The sequence below is a fragment of the Pontibacter toksunensis genome (assembly GCF_042686245.1).
In the GTDB taxonomy this organism is placed as follows: domain Bacteria; phylum Bacteroidota; class Bacteroidia; order Cytophagales; family Hymenobacteraceae; genus Pontibacter; species Pontibacter toksunensis.
In genome coordinates this window covers 155,196-181,360 of sequence record NZ_JBHUOX010000008.1, presented here as the reverse complement: position 1 = coordinate 181,360, position 26,165 = coordinate 155,196, and the positions used below count along the sequence as shown (strand labels likewise).

At 47.6% G+C, this 26,165-nt stretch carries 25 protein-coding genes and 4 tRNA genes; 6 read left to right on the top strand and 23 right to left on the bottom strand.

Features of this window, described 5'->3' with window-relative positions:
* Nucleotide 1 precedes the first annotated feature (1 nt).
* From rpsG to ACFS7Z_RS12665, 17 genes are all read right to left on the bottom strand, one after another.
* Nucleotides 2-469 (bottom strand): 30S ribosomal protein S7, encoded by a 468-nt coding sequence (gene rpsG / locus ACFS7Z_RS12745; RefSeq protein WP_377485074.1) that lies wholly within the window; start codon nt 467-469, stop codon nt 2-4.
* Between the two features lie 19 nt (nt 470-488).
* A complete protein-coding gene (gene rpsL, locus ACFS7Z_RS12740; RefSeq protein WP_115565639.1) occupies nt 489-905 on the bottom strand; it encodes a 30S ribosomal protein S12 in 417 nt (138 codons plus the stop codon).
* 105 nt (nt 906-1,010) lie between these two features.
* Entirely contained in the window at nt 1,011-1,328 is a 318-nt protein-coding gene (locus ACFS7Z_RS12735; protein ID WP_115565640.1) for a DUF3467 domain-containing protein, read from the bottom strand.
* Nucleotides 1,329-1,335: 7 nt separating this feature from the next.
* Entirely contained in the window at nt 1,336-5,649 is a 4,314-nt protein-coding gene (rpoC, locus tag ACFS7Z_RS12730) for a DNA-directed RNA polymerase subunit beta' (RefSeq protein WP_377485071.1), read from the bottom strand.
* Nucleotides 5,650-5,756: 107 nt separating this feature from the next.
* Complete coding sequence (rpoB, locus tag ACFS7Z_RS12725) at nt 5,757-9,629, bottom strand: DNA-directed RNA polymerase subunit beta (RefSeq protein WP_377485069.1); 3,873 nt, start codon at nt 9,627-9,629, stop codon at nt 5,757-5,759.
* A gap of 159 nt (nt 9,630-9,788) precedes the next feature.
* Nucleotides 9,789-10,169, bottom strand: a complete 381-nt coding sequence (gene rplL / locus ACFS7Z_RS12720; RefSeq protein WP_377485067.1) for a 50S ribosomal protein L7/L12 — start codon at nt 10,167-10,169, stop codon at nt 9,789-9,791.
* A gap of 44 nt (nt 10,170-10,213) precedes the next feature.
* Nucleotides 10,214-10,738: a 50S ribosomal protein L10 gene (rplJ, locus tag ACFS7Z_RS12715; RefSeq protein WP_377485065.1), complete on the bottom strand. Its 525-nt coding sequence runs from the start codon at nt 10,736-10,738 to the stop codon at nt 10,214-10,216.
* 5 nt (nt 10,739-10,743) lie between these two features.
* The gene (gene rplA, locus ACFS7Z_RS12710; RefSeq protein ID WP_377485063.1) at nt 10,744-11,436 is read right to left on the bottom strand and encodes a 50S ribosomal protein L1; all 693 of its coding nucleotides are present in this window, start codon (nt 11,434-11,436) and stop codon (nt 10,744-10,746) included.
* Between the two features lie 14 nt (nt 11,437-11,450).
* Entirely contained in the window at nt 11,451-11,894 is a 444-nt protein-coding gene (gene rplK / locus ACFS7Z_RS12705; protein ID WP_377485061.1) for a 50S ribosomal protein L11, read from the bottom strand.
* 12 nt (nt 11,895-11,906) lie between these two features.
* Nucleotides 11,907-12,464 (bottom strand): transcription termination/antitermination protein NusG, encoded by a 558-nt coding sequence (gene nusG / locus ACFS7Z_RS12700; protein WP_377485059.1) that lies wholly within the window; start codon nt 12,462-12,464, stop codon nt 11,907-11,909.
* A gap of 9 nt (nt 12,465-12,473) precedes the next feature.
* A complete protein-coding gene (gene secE, locus ACFS7Z_RS12695) occupies nt 12,474-12,665 on the bottom strand; it encodes a preprotein translocase subunit SecE (RefSeq protein ID WP_377485057.1) in 192 nt (63 codons plus the stop codon).
* A 29-nt stretch (nt 12,666-12,694) separates the two neighbouring features.
* Nucleotides 12,695-12,767 (bottom strand) — tRNA-Trp (locus tag ACFS7Z_RS12690).
* A gap of 110 nt (nt 12,768-12,877) precedes the next feature.
* Nucleotides 12,878-14,065, bottom strand: a complete 1,188-nt coding sequence (gene tuf / locus ACFS7Z_RS12685; protein ID WP_377485055.1) for an elongation factor Tu — start codon at nt 14,063-14,065, stop codon at nt 12,878-12,880.
* Between the two features lie 72 nt (nt 14,066-14,137).
* Nucleotides 14,138-14,209 (bottom strand) — tRNA-Thr (locus ACFS7Z_RS12680).
* Nucleotides 14,210-14,327: 118 nt separating this feature from the next.
* A tRNA-Gly gene (locus tag ACFS7Z_RS12675) sits at nt 14,328-14,400 on the bottom strand.
* An 82-nt stretch (nt 14,401-14,482) separates the two neighbouring features.
* Nucleotides 14,483-14,565: transfer RNA gene (locus tag ACFS7Z_RS12670), tRNA-Tyr, on the bottom strand.
* A 149-nt stretch (nt 14,566-14,714) separates the two neighbouring features.
* A complete protein-coding gene (locus ACFS7Z_RS12665; protein WP_377485053.1) occupies nt 14,715-17,276 on the bottom strand; it encodes a M1 family aminopeptidase in 2,562 nt (853 codons plus the stop codon).
* 85 nt (nt 17,277-17,361) lie between these two features.
* Here ACFS7Z_RS12665 and ACFS7Z_RS12660 point away from each other — a divergent pair, with 85 nt between their 5' ends.
* From ACFS7Z_RS12660 to frr, 3 genes are all read left to right on the top strand, one after another.
* Nucleotides 17,362-17,859, top strand: a complete 498-nt coding sequence (locus tag ACFS7Z_RS12660) for an acetyl-CoA carboxylase biotin carboxyl carrier protein subunit (protein ID WP_377485051.1) — start codon at nt 17,362-17,364, stop codon at nt 17,857-17,859.
* Nucleotides 17,860-17,946: 87 nt separating this feature from the next.
* Nucleotides 17,947-18,732, top strand: a complete 786-nt coding sequence (gene pyrH / locus ACFS7Z_RS12655; RefSeq protein ID WP_377485049.1) for a UMP kinase — start codon at nt 17,947-17,949, stop codon at nt 18,730-18,732.
* Between the two features lie 51 nt (nt 18,733-18,783).
* Complete coding sequence (frr, locus tag ACFS7Z_RS12650) at nt 18,784-19,347, top strand: ribosome recycling factor (protein WP_377485047.1); 564 nt, start codon at nt 18,784-18,786, stop codon at nt 19,345-19,347.
* A 110-nt stretch (nt 19,348-19,457) separates the two neighbouring features.
* On the opposite strand, the gene ACFS7Z_RS12645 is transcribed toward frr, so the two are convergent.
* The 6 genes from ACFS7Z_RS12645 to ACFS7Z_RS12620 all read right to left on the bottom strand — a co-directional run bounded on the left by ACFS7Z_RS12645 (nt 19,458) and on the right by ACFS7Z_RS12620 (nt 22,985).
* On the bottom strand, nt 19,458-20,243 hold the full coding sequence (locus ACFS7Z_RS12645; RefSeq protein ID WP_377485045.1) for a hypothetical protein: 786 nt from the start codon (nt 20,241-20,243) through the stop codon (nt 19,458-19,460).
* 199 nt (nt 20,244-20,442) lie between these two features.
* Entirely contained in the window at nt 20,443-20,715 is a 273-nt protein-coding gene (locus tag ACFS7Z_RS12640) for a hypothetical protein (protein ID WP_377485043.1), read from the bottom strand.
* Nucleotides 20,716-20,926: 211 nt separating this feature from the next.
* Nucleotides 20,927-21,499, bottom strand: a complete 573-nt coding sequence (gene nadD, locus ACFS7Z_RS12635; RefSeq protein ID WP_377485041.1) for a nicotinate (nicotinamide) nucleotide adenylyltransferase — start codon at nt 21,497-21,499, stop codon at nt 20,927-20,929.
* Nucleotides 21,496-22,080, bottom strand: a complete 585-nt coding sequence (gmk, locus tag ACFS7Z_RS12630) for a guanylate kinase (RefSeq protein WP_377485039.1) — start codon at nt 22,078-22,080, stop codon at nt 21,496-21,498. Before gmk ends, nadD begins: the two co-directional genes overlap by 4 nt.
* Before the next feature lie 6 nt (nt 22,081-22,086).
* Nucleotides 22,087-22,368, bottom strand: a complete 282-nt coding sequence (locus ACFS7Z_RS12625; RefSeq protein WP_377485037.1) for a zf-HC2 domain-containing protein — start codon at nt 22,366-22,368, stop codon at nt 22,087-22,089.
* 14 nt (nt 22,369-22,382) lie between these two features.
* Entirely contained in the window at nt 22,383-22,985 is a 603-nt protein-coding gene (locus tag ACFS7Z_RS12620; protein ID WP_377485035.1) for a sigma-70 family RNA polymerase sigma factor, read from the bottom strand.
* Between the two features lie 356 nt (nt 22,986-23,341).
* Here ACFS7Z_RS12620 and ACFS7Z_RS12615 point away from each other — a divergent pair, with 356 nt between their 5' ends.
* From ACFS7Z_RS12615 to ACFS7Z_RS12605, 3 genes are all read left to right on the top strand, one after another.
* Nucleotides 23,342-24,082: a class I SAM-dependent methyltransferase gene (locus ACFS7Z_RS12615; protein WP_377485032.1), complete on the top strand. Its 741-nt coding sequence runs from the start codon at nt 23,342-23,344 to the stop codon at nt 24,080-24,082.
* Between the two features lie 139 nt (nt 24,083-24,221).
* Entirely contained in the window at nt 24,222-24,983 is a 762-nt protein-coding gene (locus tag ACFS7Z_RS12610; RefSeq protein ID WP_377485030.1) for a glycosyltransferase family 2 protein, read from the top strand.
* Between the two features lie 2 nt (nt 24,984-24,985).
* Entirely contained in the window at nt 24,986-26,080 is a 1,095-nt protein-coding gene (locus ACFS7Z_RS12605) for a glycosyltransferase family 4 protein (RefSeq protein ID WP_377485028.1), read from the top strand.
* The last annotated feature ends 85 nt before the right edge of the window (nt 26,081-26,165 follow it).

Sequence of the window (26,165 nt, the reverse complement as noted above, 5' to 3'; positions counted from 1 at the left end):
CTTAGAATCTAAAGTGTGAGAATGCTTTGTTTGCTTCTGCCATTCTGTGCATGTCGTCCTTTTTCTTAACGGCAGCACCTTCACCTTTAGCAGCAGCCATAATCTCTCCTGCTAATCTGTCTTTCATTGTTTTCTCACCTCTCTTGCGAGCAAGGGAAATCATCCACTTAATACCCAGAGATACTCTGCGGTCTGGTCTAACCTCAGTCGGCACTTGGAACGTAGCACCCCCTACCCTGCGGCTCTTCACTTCAACGCTTGGCATGATGTTATTCAATGCCTTCTTCCAAGCTTCGAGACCGTTTTCTTTTGTTCTTTGCTCTACTATTTCTACAGCATCGTAGAAGATTCCGTAAGCAACACTTTTCTTACCGTCAACCATCATATAGTTAACGAAGCGTGTTACCAAGGTCTCTTTGTACTTAGGATCGGGAAGGAGAATTCTACTTTTCGGCTTTGCTTTTCTCATTGTATTTGTACTCTATAAATTATTTTTTCTTTCCACCTTTACCTGCGGCAGCTGCCGGCTGTCCTGGCTTAGGTCGTTTTGCACCGTACTTAGAACGTGACTGAAGACGGCCGCTTACACCAGCAGTATCCAAAGCACCACGCACTATGTGGTAACGCACTCCCGGAAGGTCTTTCACTCTACCTCCTCTAATTAGCACAATAGAGTGCTCCTGAAGGTTGTGGCCTTCACCTGGGATATAGGCGTTGACTTCTTTACCGTTTGTTAATCTTACCCTTGCCACTTTTCGCATGGCAGAGTTTGGCTTCTTAGGCGTTGTGGTATATACTCTTGTACATACCCCACGACGCTGTGGGCATGAATCTAGGGCCGGAGATTTAGATTTTGACGTTAGTTTCTCTCTTCCCTTTCTTACTAATTGCTGTATAGTAGGCATTTACAATCTGTTAATTTTAGATTTCTTCTAATCAAAATTTCGGACTGCAAAGGTATATAAATCCACTTGCAATTTCAAAATTTTAATTCATTAATTCTTAGCACCTTAGGCTTCCCCAACAGTTCCCCCGAAGTTCATCGGGAAAGAAGGGGCTTCCTGTGCATGCTTTATCTCGCCAAAGCTGTCTTCAAACTTTTTGACGTTATCAGCCAGAGCAGCCAATAATCTCTTGGCATGCTCCGGCGTAATAACGACTCTTGCTTTTACTTTTGCTTTTGGCAGACCTGGCATCAACCTAATAAAATCGATTACAAATTCGCTGCTCGAATGGGCTATCATCGCTAAATTGGCATATTCGCCTTCAGCTACCTCCTCTGACAGTTCAATGTTTATCTGATTTTGCTTTTGCAGATCTTCCGCCATCCTTTAATTATCTCTTTTGTAGTTCCTGCTGTCTCTTGGTAGTTGCCTTTTTAGACTCTACCAACGCCTCGTACTCATCCTGGCTACCTACAATCAGTTTCTGGTATTCTCTCAGACCAGTACCGGCAGGAATCAGATGACCTACGATCACGTTTTCTTTCAGACCAAGTAACTCATCAGCCTTACCTTTGATAGCCGCCTCGCTCAGAACTTTAGTAGTTTCTTGGAACGACGCCGCGGAGATAAAGCTCTGCGTACCTAATGAAGCCTGTGTGATACCTTGCAGCGTTGGCCTTGAAACTGATGGAGATGCATCTCGCACTGTTACCAGTTTCATGTCACGACGCTTCAGGCTGGAGTTCTCATCACGAAGTCTTCTGGCCGTTACAATCTGACCTGGCTTCAGGTTCGGTGAATCACCGGCTTCTTCTACCACTTTCATGTCAATGATGCGGTCGTTTTCTTCCATGAAGGTAATCTTGTCCACCACCTGGTTTTCCAGGAAGCTCGTATCACCCGCATCTACTACAATTACTTTCTGCATCATCTGGCGTACTACCACCTCAATGTGCTTGTCGTTGATCTTCACACCCTGCAGACGGTATACTTCCTGAATCTCATTTACCAGGTATTCCTGTACGGCACCCGGACCCTGTATATTCAGTATGTCTGACGGTGTAATTGCACCATCTGACAACGGCATACCCGCACGTACGAAGTCATTGTCCTGCACCAGGATGTGCTTGGAAAGCGGCACCATGTACTTCTTCTTCACTCCGTCTTTCGACTCGATGTAGATTTCACGGTTACCACGCTTCACACTACCGTAGGTTACCACACCATCAATTTCAGACACAACGGCCGGGTTAGATGGGTTACGCGCCTCGAATAATTCCGTCACACGTGGCAGACCACCTGTAATGTCACGCGTTTTACCTATTGCACGAGGAATCTTCACCAGGATTTGACCTGCTTTGATCTTCTCGCCGTTCTCTACTGTTAAGTGAGCTCCTACCGGGATGTTATATCCTTTTGGCTCTCCCGTTTTTGGATTCACGAGTATAGCAGGGTTCTGCGTCTTATCTTTTGTATCGATAATTACCTTCTCACGGTAACCTGTCTGCTCATCCGACTCTTCACGGTAAGTGATACCCTCAATGATAGATTCGTAGGCGATTTCACCGTCAAATTCTGAAAGGATGACCGCGTTGTACGGATCCCAGTTACAGATTTGTGCACCCTTCTCAATAATTTGACCATCCTGCACATGCAGGAATGAACCGTATGGTACGTGGTTGCTGATGAGAAGCTTGCCTGAGTTTGGATCAACGACTTTTACCTCGCCTGAACGACCCATTACTACTCTTACTGGCTCCCCTTCATTATTCACTGTTTCCAGTGAGCGAACATCTTCATATTCTACTCTACCGCCGAACTTCGCCAGGATAGTCGCATCTACCGCAATGTTAGATGCTGTACCACCCACGTGGAAAGTACGGAGTGTCAACTGGGTACCTGGCTCACCGATGGACTGTGCGGCAATTACACCAACAGCCTCACCTTTCTGCACCATAAAGCCTGTTGCCAGGTTACGGCCGTAGCACTTCGCGCAGATACCACGCTTCGACTCACAGGTCAGCACGGAGCGGATTTCTACAGCCTCAATCGCAGTGGCTTCAATAGCACGGGCAATCTCTTCTGTGATCTCTGAACCAGACTCTGCAATCAGGTCATTTGTGATCGGGTCGTATACATCGTGCACCATTACACGGCCGAGGATACGCTCAGAAAGCGTCTCTACGATATCTTCGTTATCTTTCAGTGCACTTACTTCCAGACCTCTCAGTGTACCGCAGTCTTCTTCATTCACGATTACGTCCTGCGACACGTCTACCAGACGTCGTGTCAGGTAACCGGCATCAGCCGTTTTAAGGGCTGTATCCGCAAGACCTTTTCGGGCACCGTGTGTAGAAATAAAGTATTCGATTACATCCAGACCTTCCTTAAAGTTAGAAAGAATAGGATTCTCAATAATCTCACCCACAGAACCTTGCAACGACTTCTGAGGCTTGGCCATCAGACCTCGCATACCACCTAACTGACGAATCTGCTCTCTTGAACCACGGGCTCCGGAGTGCATCATCATAAAGATGGAGTTAAAGCCTTGGTCGTCGTTCTCCAGACGGCGCATCAACGTTTCTGTGATCTGGTTGTTGATACGTGTCCAGATATCAATAACCTGGTTGTAACGCTCATTGTCTGTGATCAGACCCATAGAGTAGTTCTGCCATACAGCATCTACATCTTTCTTGGCCTGCGCTACCAGAATGTCTTTCTCTTTTGGTATCTGGATATCACCCAGACCCATCGAAAGACCGCCTTTGTAGGCAGACTGGAATCCTAGTGTCTTAATATCATCTAGGAACTGAGCGGTACGTGCCATACCGGTTTCCTTGAAAACGCGGGAAATAATCTGCTGCAGTTTCTTCTTCGTTAGCAGTTCATCTATGTATCCTACTTCGTCAGGTACAAACTGGTTGAATATCACACGGCCGGCAACTGTCTCAATTGACTTGTTTACCAGTTCGCCTTCCTCGTTTCTGATGGTTGTCCTTACTTTGATATAAGCCTGCTTGGAAAGACGGCCTTCGTTGATGGCAATAATTACTTCCTCCGGAGAGTAGAAGCTCATGCCTTCACCTTGGATAGTTTCCGTTTCAGTCGTACGTTTTCCTTTTGATACATAGTATAAACCAAGTACCATGTCCTGAGAAGGTACTGCAATAGGAGCACCGTTTGCAGGGTTCAGGATGTTGTGCGACGCAAGCATCAGCATAGAGGCTTCCAGTACAGCAGCAGGTCCTAGTGGAACGTGCACCGCCATCTGGTCACCGTCAAAGTCAGCGTTAAAGGCTGTACACACCAATGGGTGCAGCTGAATCGCTTTCCCTTCGATCAGTTTAGGCTGGAATGCCTGGATACCTAATCTGTGGAGCGTAGGAGCACGGTTAAGGAGTACCGGGTGGCCTTTCAGCACATTCTCCAGGATATCCCAAACAACAGGGTCCTTACGGTCAACGATTTTCTTCGCAGACTTTACCGTTTTCACGATACCTCTTTCGATCAGCTTGCGGATGATGAACGGCTTGAAGAGCTCAGCTGCCATGTTCTTAGGCAGACCGCACTCGTGCAGCTTCAGTTCAGGACCAACCACAATTACCGAACGACCGGAATAATCCACACGCTTACCAAGTAGGTTCTGACGGAAACGTCCCTGCTTACCTTTCAGCATATCGGAAAGTGACTTCAGCGCACGGTTACCTTCTGCACGAACAGCATTCACTTTACGTGAGTTGTCGAACAGGGAGTCTACCGCTTCCTGCAGCATTCGCTTCTCGTTTCGAAGAATTACTTCAGGTGCTTTAATCTCTATTAGCCGCTTCAGACGGTTGTTACGGATAATTACACGTCTGTAAAGGTCGTTCAGGTCAGAGGTAGCGAAACGGCCACCATCCAAAGGAACAAGCGGACGAAGCTCTGGCGGAATAACAGGCACCATGCGGATGATCATCCACTCTGGTCTGTTCTCAATGCGGGTAGCAGCATCACGGAAAGCCTCTACAACGCGCAAACGCTTTAAGGCATCAGCTTTACGCTGCTGAGAAGTCTCGTGTGCAGCAGAGTGACGCAACTCATAAGACATATCGTCCAGGTTCGTACGCTCCAACAGCATTTGCAGCGCCTCGGCACCCATCTTCGCGATGAACTTGTTCGGGTCGTTGTTATCCAACGCCTGATTCTCACGAGGAAGTTTGTCAATCATATCCAGGTACTCATCTTCAGTCAGGAAGTCCAGTGTATTTACACCGTCTTCTGCCAGAATACCTGGTTGAATTACTGCATATCTTTCGTAGTAAATGATCTGGTCAAGCTTCTTTGTAGGTAAGCCCAGCAGATACCCGATTTTATTCGGAAGCGATTTAAAGTACCAGATATGTGCTACAGGAACTACCAGTTCGATGTGGCCCATGCGCTCGCGACGCACTTTTTTCTCGGTCACCTCCACGCCGCAACGGTCGCAAATGATGCCCTTATATCTGATTCTCTTATACTTTCCGCAGTGGCATTCCCAATCCTTTACAGGTCCGAATATTCTTTCGCAGAATAATCCACCCATCTCAGGCTTATAGGTTCTATAGTTTATGGTCTCAGGCTTTGTTACTTCCCCGTTGGAACGCTCCAGGATTGACTCTGGTGAAGCCAAGCTGATCGTTACTTTAGAGAAATCCTGAGAAAGCTTTTTGTTTTTCGCAAATGCCATATTATATTATAATAATGTCGATACAATGAATTGGCTTAACAGCTAAAATTAGTCCAAACACAAGCTAAGCGCTTTGGCCGAAACCTTAGCGCTTAGCTCTTTATTTGTTATTCTAACGTAATCTCCAGTGCCAGACCTCTTAACTCGTGAATCAGTACGTTGAATGATTCAGGGATATTTGGTTTCGGCAACACGTCGCCTTTTACGATGGCTTCATAAGCTTTCGCACGGCCAATTACGTCATCTGATTTCACTGTTAATATTTCCTGCAGTACGTTTGAAGCACCGAATGCCTCCAACGCCCACACCTCCATCTCACCGAAACGCTGACCACCAAACTGGGCCTTACCACCAAGTGGCTGCTGCGTTATAAGTGAGTATGGTCCGATAGAACGGGCGTGCATCTTGTCATCCACCAGGTGTCCTAGTTTCAGCATGTAAATCACACCTACTGTTACCGGCTGGTCAAAGCGGTCGCCGCTCAGGCCGTCGAACAGGTAAGAACGTCCGAAATGCGGAAGCCCTGCCTCAGCCAGCTCTGCAGAAACCTGCTCTTCCGTAGCACCGTCGAAGATTGGAGTAGCATAAGTTCTACCTAGCTTCAGACCTGCCCATCCAAGTACTGTCTCGTAAATCTGACCGATGTTCATCCTTGAAGGTACACCAAGCGGGTTCAGCACGATGTCCATTGGAGTTCCGTCTTCCAAAAACGGCATGTCCTCCTCACGAACAATTCTGGCTACCACACCTTTGTTACCGTGACGTCCCGCCATCTTGTCACCCACTTTCAGCTTACGCTTCTTAGCGATGTATACTTTGGCGAGCTGCACGATACCTGCTGGTAACTCATCACCTACCTCCAGTGTGAATCGCTCACGCTTAAAGTGTGCAGAAGTGATGTTTCTGCGCTTGTTGTAGTTCTTAACAAGCTCAACCAGCATTGTGTTCACTTTCTCGTCTGCAGTCCAGTTCTCCAGGATCAGGTCCTTGAACATGTTCACTTCCTCCGGAACTGCGTAGTTGCTCTCGTCCTTGTAAGGGTTCTTCTCAGGGAACAAGGCTTCCGTGATGTTCTTTCTCGTGAACTTGGATCCTTTTGTCAGGATTTCATCACCAAACTTATGCTTGATTCCCTGTGACGTTTTGCCTTCGAGTAAAGCAACTAACTTGTCAGCCATCACATTTTTGATGCTGATCAGGTCTCTGCTGTACTTTACCTTCAGTTCTTCAACCTCTTTCTTAGACTTGGCACGCAGGTTCTTGTCTTTCTTCGGACGGGAGAACAGCTTTGTCTCGATTACCACACCGTTCAGTGATGGCGGCGCCTTAAGCGAGGCATCCTTCACATCACCGGCTTTGTCACCGAAGATGGCACGCAGCAGTTTCTCCTCTGGTGTTGGGTCAGTCTCTCCTTTCGGTGTGATTTTACCGATCAGGATATCTCCCTCACGTACTTCCGCACCGATGCGGATGATACCGTTCTCATCCAGGTTTCTTACTGCTTCTTCGCTCACGTTCGGGATTTCAGAAGTTAGTTCCTCCTCACCACGCTTCGTTTCGCGAACCTCCAGTTCAAACTCCTCAATGTGGATAGACGTGAACACATCGTCACGCACTACCTTCTCAGAGATGACGATGGCATCCTCAAAGTTATATCCCTGCCAAGGCATGAACGCCACCTGCAGGTTACGGCCCAGGGCAAGTTCACCGTTGTTGGTGGCGTAGCCCTCGCACAGCGGCATTCCTTTTGTTACACGCTGGCCTTTTCTCACAATCGGAGACAGGTTGATACATGTATCCTGGTTTGTTCTTCTGAATTTGATCAGGTCGTAAGTCACGTACTCCGCGTCGAAAGAAACTAGTTTCTCATCTTCGCTCAGGTCGTACTTCACCACAATTTTAGTAGAGTCAACAAAGTCAATCGAACCTTCGCCTTCTGCTATTACCAGGGCTCTGGAGTCAATGGCTGCTCTTCTTTCCAGACCGGTACCTACTATCGGCGCCTGCGGCTTCAACAGTGGAACAGCCTGGCGCTGCATGTTCGAACCCATCAGGGCACGGTTGGCATCATCATGCTCCAGGAACGGAATCATAGAGGCCGCTACTGATACAATCTGGTTCGGGGCAACGTCCATATAGGTATAAGTCTCCGGTGCCTCCACTGGGAAGTCTCCTTCAAAACGTCCTTTTACCGTCGGATTCACAAAGTTACCGCCCTCATCAATCACGGCGTTAGCCTGTGCGATATGGTGGGTATCTTCTTCCTCGGCAGTCAGATACTCAACTGTTCCATCTACTACTACTTTACCTTCAATCACCTTTCTATATGGTGTCTCGATAAAGCCCATGTGGTTCACGCGGGCGTGCACACACAGCGAAGAAATCAGACCAATGTTCGGACCTTCCGGTGTTTCAATGGTACACAGACGGCCGTAGTGCGTGTAGTGAACGTCACGTACCTCGAAACCGGCACGCTCTCTTGACAGACCGCCTGGCCCCAGTGCTGATACACGACGCTTGTGCGTCACTTCAGCCAGCGGGTTCGTCTGGTCCATGAACTGAGACAGCTGGTTTGTTCCGAAGAACGAGTTGATTACTGAAGACAAGGTACGCGCGTTGATCAAATCAACAGGCTTAAAGTCTTCGTTGTCGCGCACGTTCATACGCTCTTTAATGGTACGGGCCATACGTGCCAGACCAACGCCGAACTGTGCATACAGCTGCTCACCTACCGTTCTTACACGGCGGTTGCTCAGGTGGTCAATATCATCCACCACCGCTTTAGAGTTAATCAAGCCGATCAGGTACTTCACGATGAGCACGATGTCCTCGTTCGTCAGTACTTTTGCTTCCCAATTCGTATCCAGGCCTAGCTTTTTGTTGATTCTGTAACGACCAACCTCGCCTAAGTCATAACGCTTGTCTGAGAAGAACAGCTTCTGAATAATATCACGCGCAGTTTCAACGTCTGGTGCCTCTGTGTTTCGCAGCTGGCGGTAGATTTGCTCTACTGCTTCCTGCTCAGAGTTAGAGTTGTCTTTCTGAAGCGTGTTATATATGATAGCGTAATCAGCGATGTTTACATTCTCGCGGTGCAGAATGATAGACTTCACCCCAGAATCAACGATGATATCGATGTCCTCTGGCGTAAGCTCTGAATCACGCTCCAGGATTACTTCATTACGGTCAATAGATACTACTTCACCTGTATCCTCATCCACGAAGTCTTCTGTCCATGTTCTCAGAACACGTGCAGCCAGTCTTCTCCCGATGGCATTCTTCAGAGAGCTTTTGTCTGCCGGGATTTCCTCAGAAAGGCCAAACAGATCCAGGATGTCCTTATCAGTACCGTAACCGATGGCACGTAACAGGGTAGTAACCGGGAATTTCTTCTTTCGGTCGATGTAAGCGTACATCACGTTGTTCACATCCGTCGCGAACTCCACCCAAGATCCTTTGAAAGGAATAATTCTGGCAGAATAGAGTTTTGTTCCGTTCGTATGCTTACTTTGTGCAAAGAACACGCCCGGCGACCTATGAAGCTGCGACACAATAACGCGCTCGGCACCATTGATCACGAAAGAACCTTTCTCGGTCATGTATGGGATGTTCCCCAGGAACACTTCCTGCTCGATTGTTTCGAAATCTTCGTTATCCTCATCATTGCAGATCAGGCGAAGCTTTGCCTTTAGGGGTACAGAGTAGGTCAGGCCCCTGTCAATACTTTCATCAACAGAGTATTTGGGAGGATCTATATGATAGTCGATAAACTCCAGCACGAAGTTTTCTCTTGAATCTGATATCGGAAAGTTCTCGGCAAAAACCTTAAACAAACCTTCCTGAGCCCTATTCTCCGCCGGTGTTTCCAACTGAAAGAAGTCCTGAAATGACTGAAGCTGAACATCTAAGAAGTCAGGATAGTCAATGACCGGATTAATAGAGGCGAAATTAATTCGCTCTGTCGTTCTATTGTTAGCCAAAGCTTTTGGAATTTAGTTTATTAAAAAGAAATACACACACAGAGTCCAAAACAACTGCGGGCAAAAAAGGATTCAAGAAACTTGAATCCATCTACAAACAGGAAAAGACCTGACACATTTGTCAGGTCTACCTGTTATCGGTATGTTGATATAGTGGGATTATTTAACCTCCACTTCAGCACCAGCTTCTTCCAAAGATTTCTTCAGAGACTCCGCCTCGTCTTTCGCAACACCTTCTTTAAGTGCTTTAGGAGCGCTATCAACTAATTCTTTCGCCTCTTTCAGACCTAGACCAGTTAACTCTTTTACCAGTTTTACAACTGCTAATTTAGAGGCACCTGCTGCCTTCAGGATTACATCAAAAGAAGTTTTTTCTTCTGGAGCGGCTCCTGCTTCAGCGCCACCACCACCTGCCACCATCATTGGGGCTGCAGCAGCTGGCTCTATACCGTACTCATCCTTCAGAATAGTAGCTAGTTCACTAACTTCCTTAACAGTTAAGTTTACTAACTGCTCAGCGAATGCTTTCAAATCTGCCATTTTTATTGAAAATTAAAGTTACTTATTGATTACGTTTTTTATATTTATTCTTTTTCCGATAAAGTTTTCAGGATACCGGCCAATTTACCACCACTGCTCTGAAGCGCGGAAATAACATTCTTCGCTGGAGACTGTAGTAAACTGATAACGTCGCCGATGAGTTCATCCTTGGACTTAATCTTTGTCAGTGCATCCAGCTGCTCGTCACCTATGTATAGGCCGGCATCGATGTAAGCACCTTTCAGAAGAGGAAGCGTGTTGCCCTTCTTTCTGAAATCCTTAAGGAGTTTTGCAGGGGCATTGCCTGACTCCGTAGAGAACAGGATACCGGAAGCGCCTTTCAAAACATCTTCAAGTGCAGCCGTATCAGCGTCTAGTGTATCTAGAGCTTTCTGGATGAGTGTATTCTTGTATACTTTGTACTCCAGACCGCGGTCAAAGCACAGTCTTCTGAACTGGTTGATGCTGGCTACGCTCATGGTAGAAGCATCTGTAATATAGAAGTAGTTCGTGTTGGCGAACTTCTCACTCAGTTCATTAACGATTATCTCTTTTTCTTCCCTGGTCATTTTTCTTAGATTGCTGAGTTCTTATCAACGGTTACGGCCGGGCTCATGGTGCTGGACATCGTGATGCTCCTGATGTAGGTGCCCTTTGCAGAGGATGGCTTCAAACGGTTCAGTGTCTGAAGTACCTCAGCTGCGTTAGCAGCAAGCTGTTCGGCAGAGAAAGAAGACTTTCCTACGCTGGTGTGGATAATTCCGAATTTATCTACTTTAAAATCGATTTTACCGGCTTTCACTTCTTTTACTGCTTTCGCAACATCCTGCGTTACAGTTCCCGATTTCGGATTTGGCATCAGGTTACGTGGTCCCAAGATTCTACCTAAGCGACCAACTTTTGCCATTACTGCAGGCATAGTGATGATAACGTCCACATCCGTCCAGCCTTTTTCGATCTTCTGGATATAGTCATCAAGTCCTACATAGTCAGCACCAGCGTCTTTTGCTTCCTGCTCTTTGTCAGGAGTTACAAGGGCCAATACTTTTACATCTTTACCTGTACCGTGTGGCAGGGTAACAATACCACGTACCATCTGGTCTGCCTTTCGAGGGTCAACTCCAAGGCGTACATCTATGTCAACAGAGGCGTCAAACTTAGTGAAGGTAATGTCCTTTACAACGGATGCGGCATCTGCTAAAGAATACTCTTTTGTAAGGTCAGCTTTTTCTAAAGCAGCTTTCCTCTTTTTTGAAATCTTTGCCATTTTCCTTTAACTTATTATTCGTTCCACGGAGCCTTACCAGAAACTGTGATACCCATGCTTCTTGCTGTACCTGCTACTTGTTTCATAGCGGACTCAACCTTGAAGGCATTTAAATCAGGCATCTTTGTCTCTGCAATTTCTCTGATCTGGTCCCATGTTACAGATCCTACCTTGTTTCTGTTTGGTTCTTTTGAACCGCCCTTTAGTTTAGCAGCATCTAATAACAATACCGGAGCAGGAGGCGTCTTGATAACGAAGTCAAAAGACTTATCTGCATAGATTGTAATCAGTACTGGTAACACTTGTCCGGGCTTATCCTGGGTTCTAGCATTAAACTGCTTGCAGAACTCCATGATGTTAAGACCTTTAGAACCAAGTGCAGGTCCAATCGGTGGCGATGGGTTCGCGGCACCTCCCTTTACCTGAAGTTTCAGGTAACCTTTTATTTCCTTTGCCATTATATAATTTTACTACGATTCTTTTTCTACTTGCATGTAATTCAGCTCAACCGGGGTGTTTCGTCCGAAGATTTTCACCATTACGTTCAGCTTCTTACGCTCTTCAAACACTTCTTCCACTGTACCGGAGAATCCGCTGAAAGGACCATCCATCACTTTCACTATCTCTCCAACCACAAATGGCGTGTCCAGTACTTCTGCCTGCTCTTCTGCCTCGTCCACAGTGCCCAGTATCCTGTTCACTTCAGACTGCCGCAACGGAACGGCTTTTTTGGTGGCAGAACCATCGTTTGCTCCTAAGAAACCAATAACGCCCGGGGTGCTGATGATAATATGCTCTGCCTCACCATGAGAAAGGTCGGCGTGAATCAGCACATAACCTGGAAAGAAGCTACGCTCCCTGATTCTTTTCTTGCCACCCCGCATCTCGTACACTTTCTCCGCTGGTATTAACACCTGCGGCACATACTCTTCGAGGCCTTGTCTCATTATTTCATGCTCCAGGTAAGCTTTCGCTTTTTTCTCCTGGCCACTTACTGCGCGCACTACATACCATTTTAAATCAGCCATATACCTAATTTAAAATTGGTTGTAAAACCATGTCAGGCCTGAATCAAAAACAAAATCCATGGCACCAACTACAAGAGCAAATATCAATGAACCTATTAGTACCAGCACAGAACTTCTCTGCAACTCGGAATAAGTTGGCCAAGAGACTCTGTCTCTCATTTCCTCAACTGTTTCGTTTATATAGGTTGTTACTTTGCTCATTGCTTCGCTAAACTGAGATTGAAAATTTGCACGGGTGGAGAGACTCGAACTCCCAGCCAATGGTTTTGGAGACCACTACTCTACCAATTGAGCTACACCCGTAAAAAAATGCACGCCACTTTTTTTCAAATGGAGTGCAAATTTATTCATTTTATTAATGAAATCAAACCCGTTCCCGAAAAATTTTTCAGAAACGGGTTCGAAACATATTATTAGTCAAGGATTTCAGTTACCTGGCCGGCACCTACTGTTCTACCACCCTCACGTATTGCGAAACGCAGACCTTTCTCCATGGCTACCTTGTTGATTAACGACACCGTGATGGTGATGTTGTCACCTGGCATAACCATTTCTACTCCTTCTGGAAGTTTGATCTCACCAGTAACGTCTGTTGTTCTCAGGTAGAACTGTGGACGGTATCTGTTGAAGAATGGCGTGTGACGTCCACCTTCTTCTTTAGAAAGAACGTAAACCTCAGCCTTGAACTCCTGGTGCGGCTTAACAGAACCTGGCTTGCAGATTACCATACCACGACGGATATCAGATTTCTCTATACCGCGAAGTAACAGACCTACGTTGTCACCAGCTTCACCTCTGTCAAGGATCTTACGGAACATTTCAACACCAGTCACAACTGACTTCATGTTCTCAGCGCCCATACCCAGGATATCAACCTGCTCACCAGAGTTAACTACACCACGCTCGATACGGCCTGTAGCAACAGTACCACGACCTGTGATAGAGAATACGTCTTCTACTGGCATCAGGAATGGAAGGTCAGTCAGACGAGCTGGAATTGGAATCCAAGAGTCAACAGCCTCCATTAATTCTTCGATTGTAGCAACCCACTTGTCATCGCCGTTCAAGCCACCAAGAGCAGAACCTTGAATTACTGGAATGTTATCGCCATCGAAATCATAGAAAGAAAGCAGTTCACGGATTTCCATCTCCACAAGCTCAAGAAGCTCTGGGTCATCCACCATGTCCACTTTGTTCATGAATACTACCAACTGAGGAACACCTACCTGACGGGCAAGAAGGATATGCTCACGCGTTTGTGGCATTGGACCATCAGTAGCAGCAACCACAAGGATAGCGCCGTCCATCTGGGCAGCACCCGTAACCATGTTCTTCACGTAGTCAGCGTGACCTGGGCAGTCAACGTGTGCATAGTGACGGTTAGCAGTGGCGTACTCTACGTGTGATGTATTAATAGTAATACCTCTTTCTTTTTCTTCAGGAGCATTGTCAATTGAAGAGAAGTCACGAAGTTTAGCAAGACCTTTTTTAGCCAACACAGTAGTGATAGCCGCAGTCAAAGTAGTTTTGCCGTGGTCAACGTGACCAATAGTACCGATATTTACGTGCGGTTTGGAACGGTCAAATGTTTCTTTAGCCATTGTATGATATTAAATTAAGGTTAAAACGTTTAAGTTTATGTCGCGCTTTTTAATTACACGTAACGGACTTTGAGCCAACGATGGGAATTGAACCCACGACCTCTTCCTTACCAAGGAAGCACTCTACCCCTGAGCTACGTCGGCTTCTAAGTTCACTTTGATAGTACAACCCCATTTACAGTAAAAAGGAAGCTCATCTGCATGAATTTCCTTCTCCAGTTAATCCGTAAATTAATAAGTCGCAATCTCTTTAACTTAAATGAGCGGGAGACGAGGGTCGAACTCGCGGCCTATAGCTTGGAAGGCTATCGCTCTACCAACTGAGCTACTCCCGCTTACATTAAATTCTGAATAACTGAATGTGTGAATAAAAAACAAGAATACCATTCTGTTATTCAGTCATTCAAAGTTCAATTGTGGGGAGAGCAGGATTCGAACCTGCGAAGTATCACTACAACGGAGTTACAGTCCGTCCCATTTGGCCGCTCTGGAATCTCCCCGATTTCACTAATTCACAATAAATCAGCAAAACTTTTCCTTAGACAACCTGTTTAAAAGGCCTTGCTTGTTCTAAGGAGATGCAAAATTAAGCGCTTTTTCTTTCTAGTCAAATAATATCGAAAATAAATACGAATTATTTTTCCGCCTTTTAGCTGCCGTACAGCTGTAAAAGGCGCTCATCCTTCTCTTTCTGGCGGATTTCCTCCAGCAGTTGCTGCACCTCTGCCTTATCCGACATCACCATAAGTGCCTGATAGGCAGCGGCACGCACATAGTAGGCAGAATTATTTTTGGCAAAATCCCCTAACAACGCGATTGCCTCCGGTGTGTTGGTCTGGCTGTTACTGGCCAGGTAAGCTCCGAAGCTCTGCAGCAAATAGTATAACTCTGATCCGCTTGCCCCTTTTATATGGTTTATAAACCAGTTATACTTTTCGGGTCCTCCCTGCAAGGCATAGTAGGAGGCTAAAGCCAGTACAATGTCCTCGTTCTTTTCTTTCTCAAAAGCAGCCAGCCGCTGCTTCGTATCTGCTGCACCGGTGCCTGCATACGCTAGTATACCTGCAGCAGCCGCCAAGTATGAACTGTCTTTCATGGCCTGCTCAAATACCGGCTTATATTTCTCACCATTCCAACCGGCCAGCGCCAGTACCGCCTCTGATCGCACGGCGCCTTCCTTGTCTTGTAGCGCCATTTGCCTGATGGTGGCTTCCACTGCACCTGCCTGCTCTGCCTTCAGGTTAGTCAGGCTACTGATGGCTGCGCTTCTTACGCGCCAGTAATCATCTTTCAGGGCTGCCTGATACATTTGCAGTACTTCCGGCTTCTGCAGTTTCTCCTCCAGCGATACCAGCGCTTCCAGCTTTGGCCCCAGTTGGTTCGCATTCTTATACTGGAACAGCAGTTCTGCCTCTGACTTATCATGATTCACCACCCCTAACAGTTGCTGTTCTGCATCAAACAGCACGAGCTGCGGCTCTGTGGGCACATTAAAGGTAAACGTCTGCTGCGCTTTGTCTATAACGATGGGATGAACTGTTTTTTTACCCCCGGCCCAAACAGCTACCTGGAGCGGCAATCTGTATACCGGTGCATAAGCTGTGTCCTGAATCTGCGTTACCTGCAGGCGCAGTTGCCCGTTCTGGTAGCTGTCCTCTACTTTCAGTTCCGGATGGCCTGCCTGCATAAACCACTGGTCGAAGAACCACATCAGGTCCATGCCCGTCACATCTTCGAAAGCAATGCGCAGCTCTGCCACCTCTACATCCGAATACTTGTTTTGCGTCAGGTAACGGTTCAGCGAAGCCCACCAAGCCTCATCCCCCACTAACTTACGCAGCATGTGCAGCACGCGCCCTCCTTTGGCATAGGAGTGGCTGTCGAACATGTCTTCCCTGTCTTTGTAGTGATACCGGATAATTGGCTCCCGCTTTGTCTCTGCCTCATCCAGGTACTGGCTCAGTTCATCCATCTGCAGGTAAGCTGCCTCGTCTGCCCCTACTTTGTGCTCGGCCCAAAGGTATTCCGAGTAGTTGGCGAAAGCCTCATTCAGCGGCAGGTTGGCCCAGGACTCTGTGGTTACATAGTCTCCGAACCACTGGTGAAACAGCTCATGTGCAATAATGCCGTCCCAGTCCTTGTCCAACAGCTCACGCTCGTTCAGTTGCAGTGCCTCCATAAAAATAGAAGCAGACGTGTTTTCCATCGCCCCCGACACATAATCCCGCACCACTATCTGCGAGTACTTTGACCACGGATATACTACCCCCAGCTTTTTGGAAAAGAACTCCATCATCTCGGGGGTATTTCCGAATATCTTCTTCGCCGTGCCTTTAAACTCCGGCTCCACGTAGTAGTTCACCTCCTTGTCGCGCCACTTGTCTTTCACGACAGCATACTCTCCTATCGCCATCATCGCCAGGTATGGGGCATGCGGCAGGTCCTGCTTCCAGTAATCCGTCCGGGTGCCGTCAACGTTCTGGCGGGAGTAGATAAATTCCCCGTTGGAGAGGGTCATGTACTTCTGATCTACTGTAATGTAGATTTCCTGGGTGGTACGCTCGTTCGGGGCATCAATTGTCGGGAACCAGGCTGAGTTGGCTTCTGTCTCGCCCTGCGTCCAGATTTGTCTGGGCTTGTTCGGTTCGGCTCCCAACGGGTTGATAAAGTAAAGTCCTTTGTCTGATGTGATGGCATCGCTGCCGCCTGCCTCCAGCTCATTCGGCTTGGCTGTGTAGTCAATTTCAACAGTATACTCCTCTGTCCGCGTATAGGTCTTGCCCAGGTTAATGGCCAGCTTCTTGCCGTCATAGTCATACTTCAGCGGGGTACTGTTCTGCCCTTTCAGCAGGCTCACACTATGTATGTCCATGCCTTTGGCGTCGAGCACGAGCGTATCCTGCGGGTAGAAGTATGGCTTTAAGGTAAGCTCAGCAATGCCGTTCAGGTACTGCTTCTCCCAGTTAAAGCTCACGCGCAGCTTTGTGTGCAGCAGGTCCTGGGTTCTGGTGCGCGACGGGTTAAAGGCGTGCTTCTTCGGAGCCCACACCGGCACGCTATCGGCAGGAACAGTATCGGCAGGCAAAGCTACAGCCTCAGCGGTGGCACCGTTTCCTGTAGTTGTATCTATAACAGCTTTATTGGCACTGCAGCCGCCTGTAAAAGCCATAGCGGCAGCCAGGCCTACAATGCTCAAAAACCTATGATTCATGGTAGAATGTTTTAATTTTGAGTCCAAGTTCTAAAATTACTCTGAGAAATCAACTAACTTTAAAGTCAAAACCATACGAACAAAGATGCTCCAGGTAAAAACCGCTAACGACAAACTATGGCAGGTTGATATTAAAAACGACACTGTGTTTTTAGATGGCGCCCCCTTTCACTGGGACATCTCTCCTATCGGCCCCAATACTTTCCATATCATAAAAGACGCCCGGTCGTATACGGCAGAACTGGTTTCTGCGAACTATGAAGAAAAGACTTTTACTTTTAAAGTGAACGGCGTATCCCAGACTGTTAGTGTGAAAGACCGCTTCGATCTGCTGTTAGATAAGCTGGGGATGACCGACGCCAACACAAAGAAGGTGAATGACGTGAAAGCGCCTATGCCAGGCCTGATTTTAGAGATAAAGGTGAAGCCGGGGCAGGAGGTAAAGAAAGGGGACCCTATCATGATTCTGGAGGCTATGAAAATGGAGAACATACTTAAATCGCCGGGAGATGGTGTGGTGAAGGAAATAAAAGTGCAGGAGAAACAGAACGTAGAAAAAAACCAGGTCCTGATTCTGTTCTAACACAACATGCAATAAAAAGAAGAGCGGCTGCCACGGTGGTCGCTTTGTTATGTAAGAGAGTATCAACAACTAATACAGATAAATACCGTGAAGTATAAACGAATTTTGCTAAAGCTCAGTGGCGAGGCCCTCATGGGTGAACAACAGTACGGGATTGACTCTAACAGACTGTTGCAGTATGCGCAGGAGATAAAAGAAGTCTCCAGGCTTGGCGTGGAAGTGGCTGTTGTGATAGGCGGAGGCAATATCTTTAGAGGTGTGCAGGCCGAGCAGGTAGGCTTAGACAGGGTGCAGGGCGACTACATGGGGATGCTGGCTACTGTTATTAACAGCATGGCGCTGCAGAGTGCCCTGGAAAAGCTGGGCGTTTATACCCGCTTGCTGTCTGGCATTAACATTCAGCAGGTATGTGAGCCATACATCCGCCGCCGTGCAGTACGGCATCTGGAGAAAGGCCGCGTCGTTATTTTTGGGGCCGGCACCGGCAACCCTTACTTCACGACTGACTCAGCTGCTGCCTTGCGTGCCATTGAGATAGAGGCCGATGTAGTGCTGAAAGGCACGCGTGTAGACGGTATTTACTCTGCTGATCCTGAGAAAGACCCGGAAGCTATTTTCTACAAAAATATTTCTTTTAAAGATGTTTTTGAAAAAGGCCTGAACGTGATGGACATGACTGCGTTTACGCTTTGTAAAGAAAATAACCTGCCTATCATCGTATTCGACATGAACACGGGCGGCAACCTGAAGCGCCTCGTTGACGGCGAGGAAATAGGCACGTTGGTTACCATGGATGACATTGCAGATACGCTGAGAGAGACGGCAGATCAGCTACAAAAGAATGAGTTGAAGCAGCATCCTGATAAAAAGTAAAATTTTGTATTTTTGCCCAAATATTCCAGAACTACATTAAGCTATTTAGATATGACGGAAGAAATTCAGTTTTACCTCAGCGAAGCGGAGGAGTCAATGGACAAAGCAGTGCAGCATACTGGCTCTGAGCTAACGAAGATACGAGCTGGCAAGGCCTCTCCTGCCATGGTGGAGCACCTGCGTGTTGATTATTACGGTAACCCAACCCCTATCACCCAGGTTGCCAATATCTCCGCACCCGATGCACGCACCCTGCTGATTAAGCCCTGGGAAAAAAACATGCTGGGAGAGATTAACAAAGCCATTAAAAACAGTGACCTGAACCTGAACCCACAGCAGGAAGCTGATGCTGTCCGTCTCAACATTCCGGCCCTGACAGAAGAGCGCCGCCGTGACCTGGTAAAGCAGGTGAAGAATGAAACGGAGAATGGCAAGATCAGTATCCGCAACATCCGCAAAGATGTAAACGACTCGCTGAGAAAGCTTCAGAAGGAAGGTACTTCTGAAGATGCCGTGCGCGACGCTGAAGCTAAGGTACAGAAGCTGACGGATGGGCACATCGTGCAGATTGATGAATTGCTTGCGAAGAAGGAAGCAGAAATCATGACCATCTAAAAATAACTAAGACGGCACACATAAAAAGGCCTCTCCGTTTTACAGGAGAGGCCTTTTGTATTTATGATTAGGTTAGCTACCTTTCTAAATGGCCAGTTCCTATGCTACTGCTATTCTTCTAAATTTACCGGCTCAAAGGAAGTGAACGCAGTTTCAGGCACCTCTTCCAGCACCTTAATGTCTGTTATTTTGGCCTGACCACGGTCTCCGGACAGCTTCAGATTGCCGTACGTCTGGTAATCCTGCCACGGCATCACAAACGCCGGCACTGAGTCACTGGCCTTCGGGAAGTAAGCCCACTGCGTTACCAGGTGCGTGTTCTTGTCTACGTATACCTTGTATTTGTTCTCGGGCGTAACGCCTACATTATTGTATGTTAGCTGCAGCACATCAGCCTGCTGCCCTGCCTCCGTGGTGTCTTCGCCCAGGTGCTTGAGGGTAACGCCTGAATCCTTTAATTTGAAGGGCATCACCAGCCAGTAAGAATCATTTATCCATGCCTCTTTGCCTTTTTGCAGGTACTTGGCCAGCGAGTCTGGATGGGTAACCTCTGCACCGTCCTTGAATACCTTGCCCTCTCCTGTATTAATGTTTACCAGAATCTTCGTGTCGTCCTTCACGTGCTCTACCCGCACGTTACCCGTATGCTTATCCCAGAGCAGCTTCCGGTTTCCGAAAAAATTCCAAGAAATATACCGCGTGCCGTCCCAGCTTTCGCGCCCGCCCTGTGCTGCCATCACGGAATCGGCTATTTGTATCGCCTTCGGATCAGATTCTGCCATGTTAAAGCCGTCCATTGGTGGGTTTTCTGCTCCCTCGCCGGTAGGCTGGCACATCTGAAACAGCATGAGAGAGACCAGCAAACTTGCTTTCAAGCAAACAAGTATTTTTTTCATACAGTATAATGATTTATCAGCCCAGCTTTATATAAATGAACCCATACGGCAATATAAAGATAAGTGTGTCAATAAAACAGCCCTGCCGCCACAATTAACACCAGCCCCTAAAAAGATGTAAGCCAGCAGGTTCCTTAAAAGGAAAAGCCTCTCTGAAAATACAGAAAGGCTTTTGTATGGTGCTACCTCTTCCGTGTTATCAATTAGCGGAAGGGCTTAAGTCAACACTGTCAAGGCTGTCCAGAGCATCTAACGCATCTAGCTCTCCTGCGTTTTCTTCCATCATTTGCTTTAACCCGGCTTCGATGGGCGTGTTCTCCAGTAAGGCGAAGTATACAAAGTCATCCTCTGCGGCAGCCGGAAGCGGTGCCATATTAGAAGCAATTACTTTCCAACCCGCCTGTGCCAGCTCATTCAGGCTTGTTTCAAAAGCCTCTGCTGAGCTTACCTGTACTACTTTATATTGTTTCATAAAAAGAGTTTACGAGAGAAAATGCCTATTTGTGGTGTATGGAGCTAAGAAACAGCTTCCTGTCGCTGCGGAGATACCACCAGTCTATCTGTTCCCCTGCCCTGGCTACTAACTAATTACAGGCGCTGCTTCGCAAGCCTATAAGCAAGAAAAAGCCCTGCGCTGATAAACTCACCGCAGGGCTTTTTGATATCTTTTTTCTGTAAAAAGGCTACTGATAAAGCTTCCGCACCTTTATATATTCTGCTACCGGCTCGGGCACCAGGTACCGGATGCTCTTTTCTTCTTTAATACATTGCCGGATGAAGGTGGCTGAAATATCAAGTATGGGCGCTTTTACAAAAGTGACGCCGGGCATATCGGGCAACTCCGCAGTGATAGAGCCTGACCGCGGGTACACGTACACCTTGTGGTACTCGAGTATGCGCTCTGCGTTTTTCCATTTCGGGAACAGCGGCAGGTTATCTTCCCCCATTATCAGTACAAACTCATAACTTGGGTACTTTTCCTGCATATAGGTAAGCGTGTCGATGGTATAGCTCGGCTTTGGCATACTGAACTCGATGTTTGATACGCCCAGGTTCGGGTTATCCTCTATCGCCAGTGTTACCATTTCCAGCCGGTCGAACTCGTGCAGCAGGGTATTGCTTGGCTTAAACGGGTTCTGCGGCGACACCACCAGCCACACCGTATGTAAATCGGTGTTGGTGGCCATGAAGTTAGCGAGTATCAGGTGGCCGATGTGTATGGGGTTGAAAGAGCCGAACAGGAGCCCTACCTTCATACAATAGCAGGTTCAGCGTTCAAGAATTGGTTTACCAGCTTCTCGGCTTCGGCGCAAGCCTTCTCCAGGTTATCGTTTACGATTACCGTATCAAACTGATCCTCAAAGCCCAGTTCGAACTTGGCCTTGAAAACCCTGCTGCTAATGCTCGAGGCTGAATCGGTGTTGCGTGCGGTAAGTCGGTTCGCCAGTTCCTCAATAGAAGGAGGCTTTACAAAAACAGCCAAAGCACGGTCTTTATAGAAGTTTTTTATGCTTAACCCTCCTTTCACATCTACATCCAGTATCACGTGCCTGCCACTTTGCCAGATGCGCTCAATTTCTGACTTGAGCGTGCCATAGAAAGCCCCTTCATATACTTCCTCCCACTCTACAAACTCATCATTTCCGATTTTTTTCTTGAAATCTTCTGGTGTAATGAAGTAGTAGTCTTTCCCGTTCTCCTCAGAGCGGCCGCGCTTGTCGCGGGTGCAGGCCGAGATGGAAAAACTCAGTTGTGGGTTAACTTGGAGCAGGTGCTTGACAATAGTGGTTTTGCCGGCACCGGATGGAGCCGAAAAGATGATGATCTTACCTTGCATTAGGGGTTATATTGTTGCCTGGATTCTCGTTTTGATGGAGAGTGCCAAACTATCCGGCACAATCACGCGTTTGAGGTGACCGCTTACGAGTCCTTTAAGTAGTTTTTGTTTCTGATGGTCTTCGAAGCAGGCGACGCAGTCTTCGATGTGGTGGTTAAAGTATGTCTGATCTTCTGTCGTGGCTTCGCCGTCTATGACGAGGTCCAGCAACTTTGATACTTTCTCACACTCGGTCTCTTTGCCCTCTGCCGGTGCATTGTGGTAAACTTCTGTAAATTTCGATTCCATCTTCACTCAACTCTTTAAATTTCGTTACTATTATAACCCATTGTTTTGGCGTATTTCTCCAACTTCTCCTTCAAAGAGTTCCGGGCGCGATGCAATCGTGAGCGTACAGTACCAATCGGGATATCCAGTATCTTCGCCATCTCCTCGTAGGTAAACCCTTCCAGGTCGCAAAGAATAATCACTGTTCTGAAATCGACAGGCAAGGCATTGAGCGCACTTGCCACCTCATCACCGATCAGATCCTGCACACTTTCCGTGCGCATATCGGTAGTGGTTGCCACGCCACTCTCACCTTCCACGTCTTCAGAATTGTAGTAGCCTTCTACCTCACTGTAGTCTACTTTGGCAGGTTGTTTGCTCTTCTTCCGGAACTCGTTAATGAATGAGTTCTTCAGGATTCGGAACAGCCATGCTTTGGCATTAGTTCCTTGTTCGAAGTAGTCAAAAAAGCGGTATGCCTTTAAGTAGGTCTCCTGTACCAGGTCGTTGGCGTCGTCTTCGTCTAAGGTGAGCCGGTAGGCAAAGTTGTACAGAGGGTCCAGCACAGGCAAAAGCTCAGCTTCGAACCGTGCGTCCTTCTCCTCTTTACTTAGTTGTTTACCTGTTTGCTCGCTCATCTACTTGGATTTTGTACTTGAATTTAATCCCCTCTAGCGTATTTATACGCAAATATAGAAATTTTAATTACATACCCCTGTTATCGCCTCAGGGTTGCAGGGCGGGGCTTTAGCTATACGTGTTTTTTAGCTATAAGACAGCAATATCTGCTGCTTTTATCCTCTAGACCATTCTTTTCTGCCACTTCCATACATCAGGCCGGCACTTTATTTGTGTCTTAAAGGTTTCCGTTCCAAAATGCCCGGGCGCCTCACCGCATGAACCGGATAAAAGAATTTTGCTGCTTGTTGCCTGCACATGCACAGACGAAATAATAACAGAACCTTTATATTTGCATTCACCCAAAAACACTTAAATGAGAAGGAGTTACAAAGGAATCCCGATAAATACTTCTAAGAACACGCATGAAGTAGTGTTTGACCTGTTACCCCAGGATAAACAGGTCACTGTTCTGGATGTTCCTTCTGGTGCAGGCGCGTTTACGCAGCGCCTGAAAGACCATGGCTATAAAAATGTGGTGAGTGTAGACGTGGTAAACGGCCTGCAGATAGAGCACGACCAGTTTATACAGGGCGACATGACAGAGCGCCTGCCTTTTAATGATAACACAGTTGATGTAGTTGTGTGCATCGATGGCATAGAGCATATCAGCAAGCAGTTTGACTTTGCGAAGGAAGTAAACAGAATCCTGAAGCCTGGCGGATACTTTATCATCTCCACCCCAAACATCAGCGCCCTGCACTCAAGACTAAGGTGGCTCATAACCGGTCACCACAACAAGTGCAAGTCGCCCCTGAACGAGGCAGCACCTGACCCTTCGCATCACATCGCTATGATTTCGTACCCGGAGATGCGCTACCTCCTGCACTCCAACAACTACAGCATTGATAAAATTGAGACGAACCAGGTAAAGCCTGTTTCCTGGCTGTACCTTCCCCTGGTGCCGCTGTCTTACCTCATGACAAAAATGGTGTACAGCAAAGAAGAAAAAGACCCGCACCAAAAGAAGCGGAACAGGCAGGTTATTTCCCAAATGCACTCGAAGCCGGTGCTGTTCGGGGAAACGATGATTGTAAGGGCCCGAAAGCTGGCGTAATACCGCCACCTCAAAGCACCTTTAGCCCCATCCAGACTTGTTTAGCCTGCCGCCGCAAAGTTTTATTCTGAAGTTCCTTTTAAATAAGTGCTCTTCTTTGTGGTAATTTGTGGCTGCTGATATTTGTAATGTTACTCTTATGCCAGGTGTAAGCGCTATTATTATTTGTAAGAACGAAGAGCAGTTCATCTCAGGGGCCATCGAGTCGCTGCTGTGGGCAGAGGAGGTGCTGCTCGTTGACTCTTACAGCACCGACAGCACCCTGGAGATAGCCCGTCAGTACCCCGTAAAGATTTTGCAGCGCCCATTCGATAACTACTCCAGCCAGCGCAACTGGGCCATAGAGCAGTCAACGCAGCCCTGGGTGCTGATGCTGGATGCCGATGAGCGCATACCAGCAGACCTGCAGCAGGAAATACAGCAATTGTTAGACACCTCTCCGGCTCAGCCTGCCTACCGGATTTCCCGCAAAAACTTTTTTATGGGCAAAGAGGTGCGCTTCAGTGGCTGGCAAAATGATAAAGTGGTGCGCCTCTTCGATAAAACCCTGTGCCGTTACTCAACAAAAAAAGTGCACGAAGAGCTTGTGGTGCCGGGCAGTACCGGAAACCTTCGCCACCAGATGCTGCACTACACCTACCGCAACCTAACGCACTTCTTGCACAAGTGGGACCAGTACAGCTGGCTCTCAGCGCAGGACAAGGCGAAGAAAACTGGAACCGTCACGCTCTTTCACCTTGCCCTAAAACCAATGGTGCGCTTCCTGAAGCAGTATTTCCTGAAGCTCGGTATACTCGATGGTAAAGTCGGTTTTGTTATAGCCTACCTGGCAGCCAGCAGCGTGTTTATGCGTTACCTTAAGATATGGCGGCTGCAGGAAGAAAATCAGCCAACCTTGTAGTTATGCGTGTACTACACCTGGTATCGGAGAAATCGTGGCGCGGCGGAGAGCAGCAGGTAGCTTACCTCATAGAGGAGCTGCAGCGGCAGAAGGTTAGCTGTTATGTAGCTTGCCGCCGAAACACGCCTTTCGAAACGTATTGCCAGAAGCAACAGGTGCCTTACCTTGCCCTGCCCTTCGCGAATGAGTTTGATGTAGTCACGGCCCTTCAGATAAAGCAGTATTGCCAGCAGCAGCAGATAGATGTGGTGCATGCCCACAGCGGCCACTCCCATGCCATTAGCGTGTGGGCCCACCTGCTGGGCAACAAACGCCCCATCGTGCTCAGTCGCCGCGTTGATTTTCCTGTCAAGGACAATGCCCTCTCTCAGTTTAAGTACAACTACAAAGGCATCCGGCGTATTATCTGCGTGTCTGATAAAATAAAGGAGGTGGTATCACGGAGCCTGAAGCACCCGGAGCTATGCGTAACCGTGTACAGCGGCATAGACATGAGCCGGTTTGCCAACAGCACGAGAAGCCATAAGCTGCACAGCGAATACAAGTTACCGCCCCACCAGAAACTGGTAGGCAATGTTTCGGCCATTGCGCCGCATAAAGATTACTTTACATTTATAGATACCGCTGCCCTGCTGTTACAGCAGCGCTCTGACCTAACGTTTTTCATTATTGGCGACGGACCTCTGCGGGAGCAGGTGGAGGCATACGTACAGGAGAAAGGCCTACAGGAGCATGTTATTTTCACCGGCTTCAGAAAGGATGTGCCGCAGCTAATGCCGGAACTGGATGTACTACTGGTTACCTCCGAAACGGAAGGCCTGGGAACAACCATACTGGACGCCTTTTCGTGCCGCACCCCCGTGGTGGCTACCGCCGCCGGGGGCATACCCGAGATGGTAGAAAATGGGCAGACGGGCCTCCTGGCTCCAATCAAAGACACGCAGGCGCTAGCTGCCAGCGTACTGCAGGTGTTGGAGAGCAAAGAGTTGCAGGAACATCTCGTGCAAAATGCTTCTGAAAGAGTACTGATGTTCACAAGAGAACAGACTGCCTTGCATACGTTAGCTGTTTACAAGGAAGTTTTAGGTCTTTGCTAAAACTTTAAAACTATTTTCAGCGTTCACCTTTTTGCTCGTAGAACCGTAAGCATAAATATACCCTAACACCTCTAGCTGGCGCATC

What these genes read in the sequence shown, in the direction of transcription:
- rpsG (WP_377485074.1), bottom strand. Translation starts at nt 469, where the DNA reads ATGAGAAAAGCAAAGCCGAAAAGTAGAATTCTCCTTCCCGATCCTAAG.
- rpsL (WP_115565639.1), bottom strand. Translation starts at nt 905, where the DNA reads ATGCCTACTATACAGCAATTAGTAAGAAAGGGAAGAGAGAAACTAACG.
- ACFS7Z_RS12735 (WP_115565640.1), bottom strand. Translation starts at nt 1,328, where the DNA reads ATGGCGGAAGATCTGCAAAAGCAAAATCAGATAAACATTGAACTGTCA.
- rpoC (WP_377485071.1), bottom strand. Translation starts at nt 5,649, where the DNA reads ATGGCATTTGCGAAAAACAAAAAGCTTTCTCAGGATTTCTCTAAAGTA.
- rplL (WP_377485067.1), bottom strand. Translation starts at nt 10,169, where the DNA reads ATGGCAGATTTGAAAGCATTCGCTGAGCAGTTAGTAAACTTAACTGTT.
- rplJ (WP_377485065.1), bottom strand. Translation starts at nt 10,738, where the DNA reads ATGACCAGGGAAGAAAAAGAGATAATCGTTAATGAACTGAGTGAGAAG.
- rplA (WP_377485063.1), bottom strand. Translation starts at nt 11,436, where the DNA reads ATGGCAAAGATTTCAAAAAAGAGGAAAGCTGCTTTAGAAAAAGCTGAC.
- rplK (WP_377485061.1), bottom strand. Translation starts at nt 11,894, where the DNA reads ATGGCAAAGGAAATAAAAGGTTACCTGAAACTTCAGGTAAAGGGAGGT.
- nusG (WP_377485059.1), bottom strand. Translation starts at nt 12,464, where the DNA reads ATGGCTGATTTAAAATGGTATGTAGTGCGCGCAGTAAGTGGCCAGGAG.
- secE (WP_377485057.1), bottom strand. Translation starts at nt 12,665, where the DNA reads ATGAGCAAAGTAACAACCTATATAAACGAAACAGTTGAGGAAATGAGA.
- tuf (WP_377485055.1), bottom strand. Translation starts at nt 14,065, where the DNA reads ATGGCTAAAGAAACATTTGACCGTTCCAAACCGCACGTAAATATCGGT.
- ACFS7Z_RS12665 (WP_377485053.1), bottom strand. Translation starts at nt 17,276, where the DNA reads ATGAATCATAGGTTTTTGAGCATTGTAGGCCTGGCTGCCGCTATGGCT.
- ACFS7Z_RS12660 (WP_377485051.1), top strand. Translation starts at nt 17,362, where the DNA reads ATGCTCCAGGTAAAAACCGCTAACGACAAACTATGGCAGGTTGATATT.
- frr (WP_377485047.1), top strand. Translation starts at nt 18,784, where the DNA reads ATGACGGAAGAAATTCAGTTTTACCTCAGCGAAGCGGAGGAGTCAATG.
- ACFS7Z_RS12645 (WP_377485045.1), bottom strand. Translation starts at nt 20,243, where the DNA reads ATGAAAAAAATACTTGTTTGCTTGAAAGCAAGTTTGCTGGTCTCTCTC.
- ACFS7Z_RS12640 (WP_377485043.1), bottom strand. Translation starts at nt 20,715, where the DNA reads ATGAAACAATATAAAGTAGTACAGGTAAGCTCAGCAGAGGCTTTTGAA.
- nadD (WP_377485041.1), bottom strand. Translation starts at nt 21,499, where the DNA reads ATGAAGGTAGGGCTCCTGTTCGGCTCTTTCAACCCCATACACATCGGC.
- gmk (WP_377485039.1), bottom strand. Translation starts at nt 22,080, where the DNA reads ATGCAAGGTAAGATCATCATCTTTTCGGCTCCATCCGGTGCCGGCAAA.
- ACFS7Z_RS12625 (WP_377485037.1), bottom strand. Translation starts at nt 22,368, where the DNA reads ATGGAATCGAAATTTACAGAAGTTTACCACAATGCACCGGCAGAGGGC.
- ACFS7Z_RS12620 (WP_377485035.1), bottom strand. Translation starts at nt 22,985, where the DNA reads ATGAGCGAGCAAACAGGTAAACAACTAAGTAAAGAGGAGAAGGACGCA.
- ACFS7Z_RS12615 (WP_377485032.1), top strand. Translation starts at nt 23,342, where the DNA reads ATGAGAAGGAGTTACAAAGGAATCCCGATAAATACTTCTAAGAACACG.
- ACFS7Z_RS12610 (WP_377485030.1), top strand. Translation starts at nt 24,222, where the DNA reads ATGCCAGGTGTAAGCGCTATTATTATTTGTAAGAACGAAGAGCAGTTC.
- ACFS7Z_RS12605 (WP_377485028.1), top strand. Translation starts at nt 24,986, where the DNA reads ATGCGTGTACTACACCTGGTATCGGAGAAATCGTGGCGCGGCGGAGAG.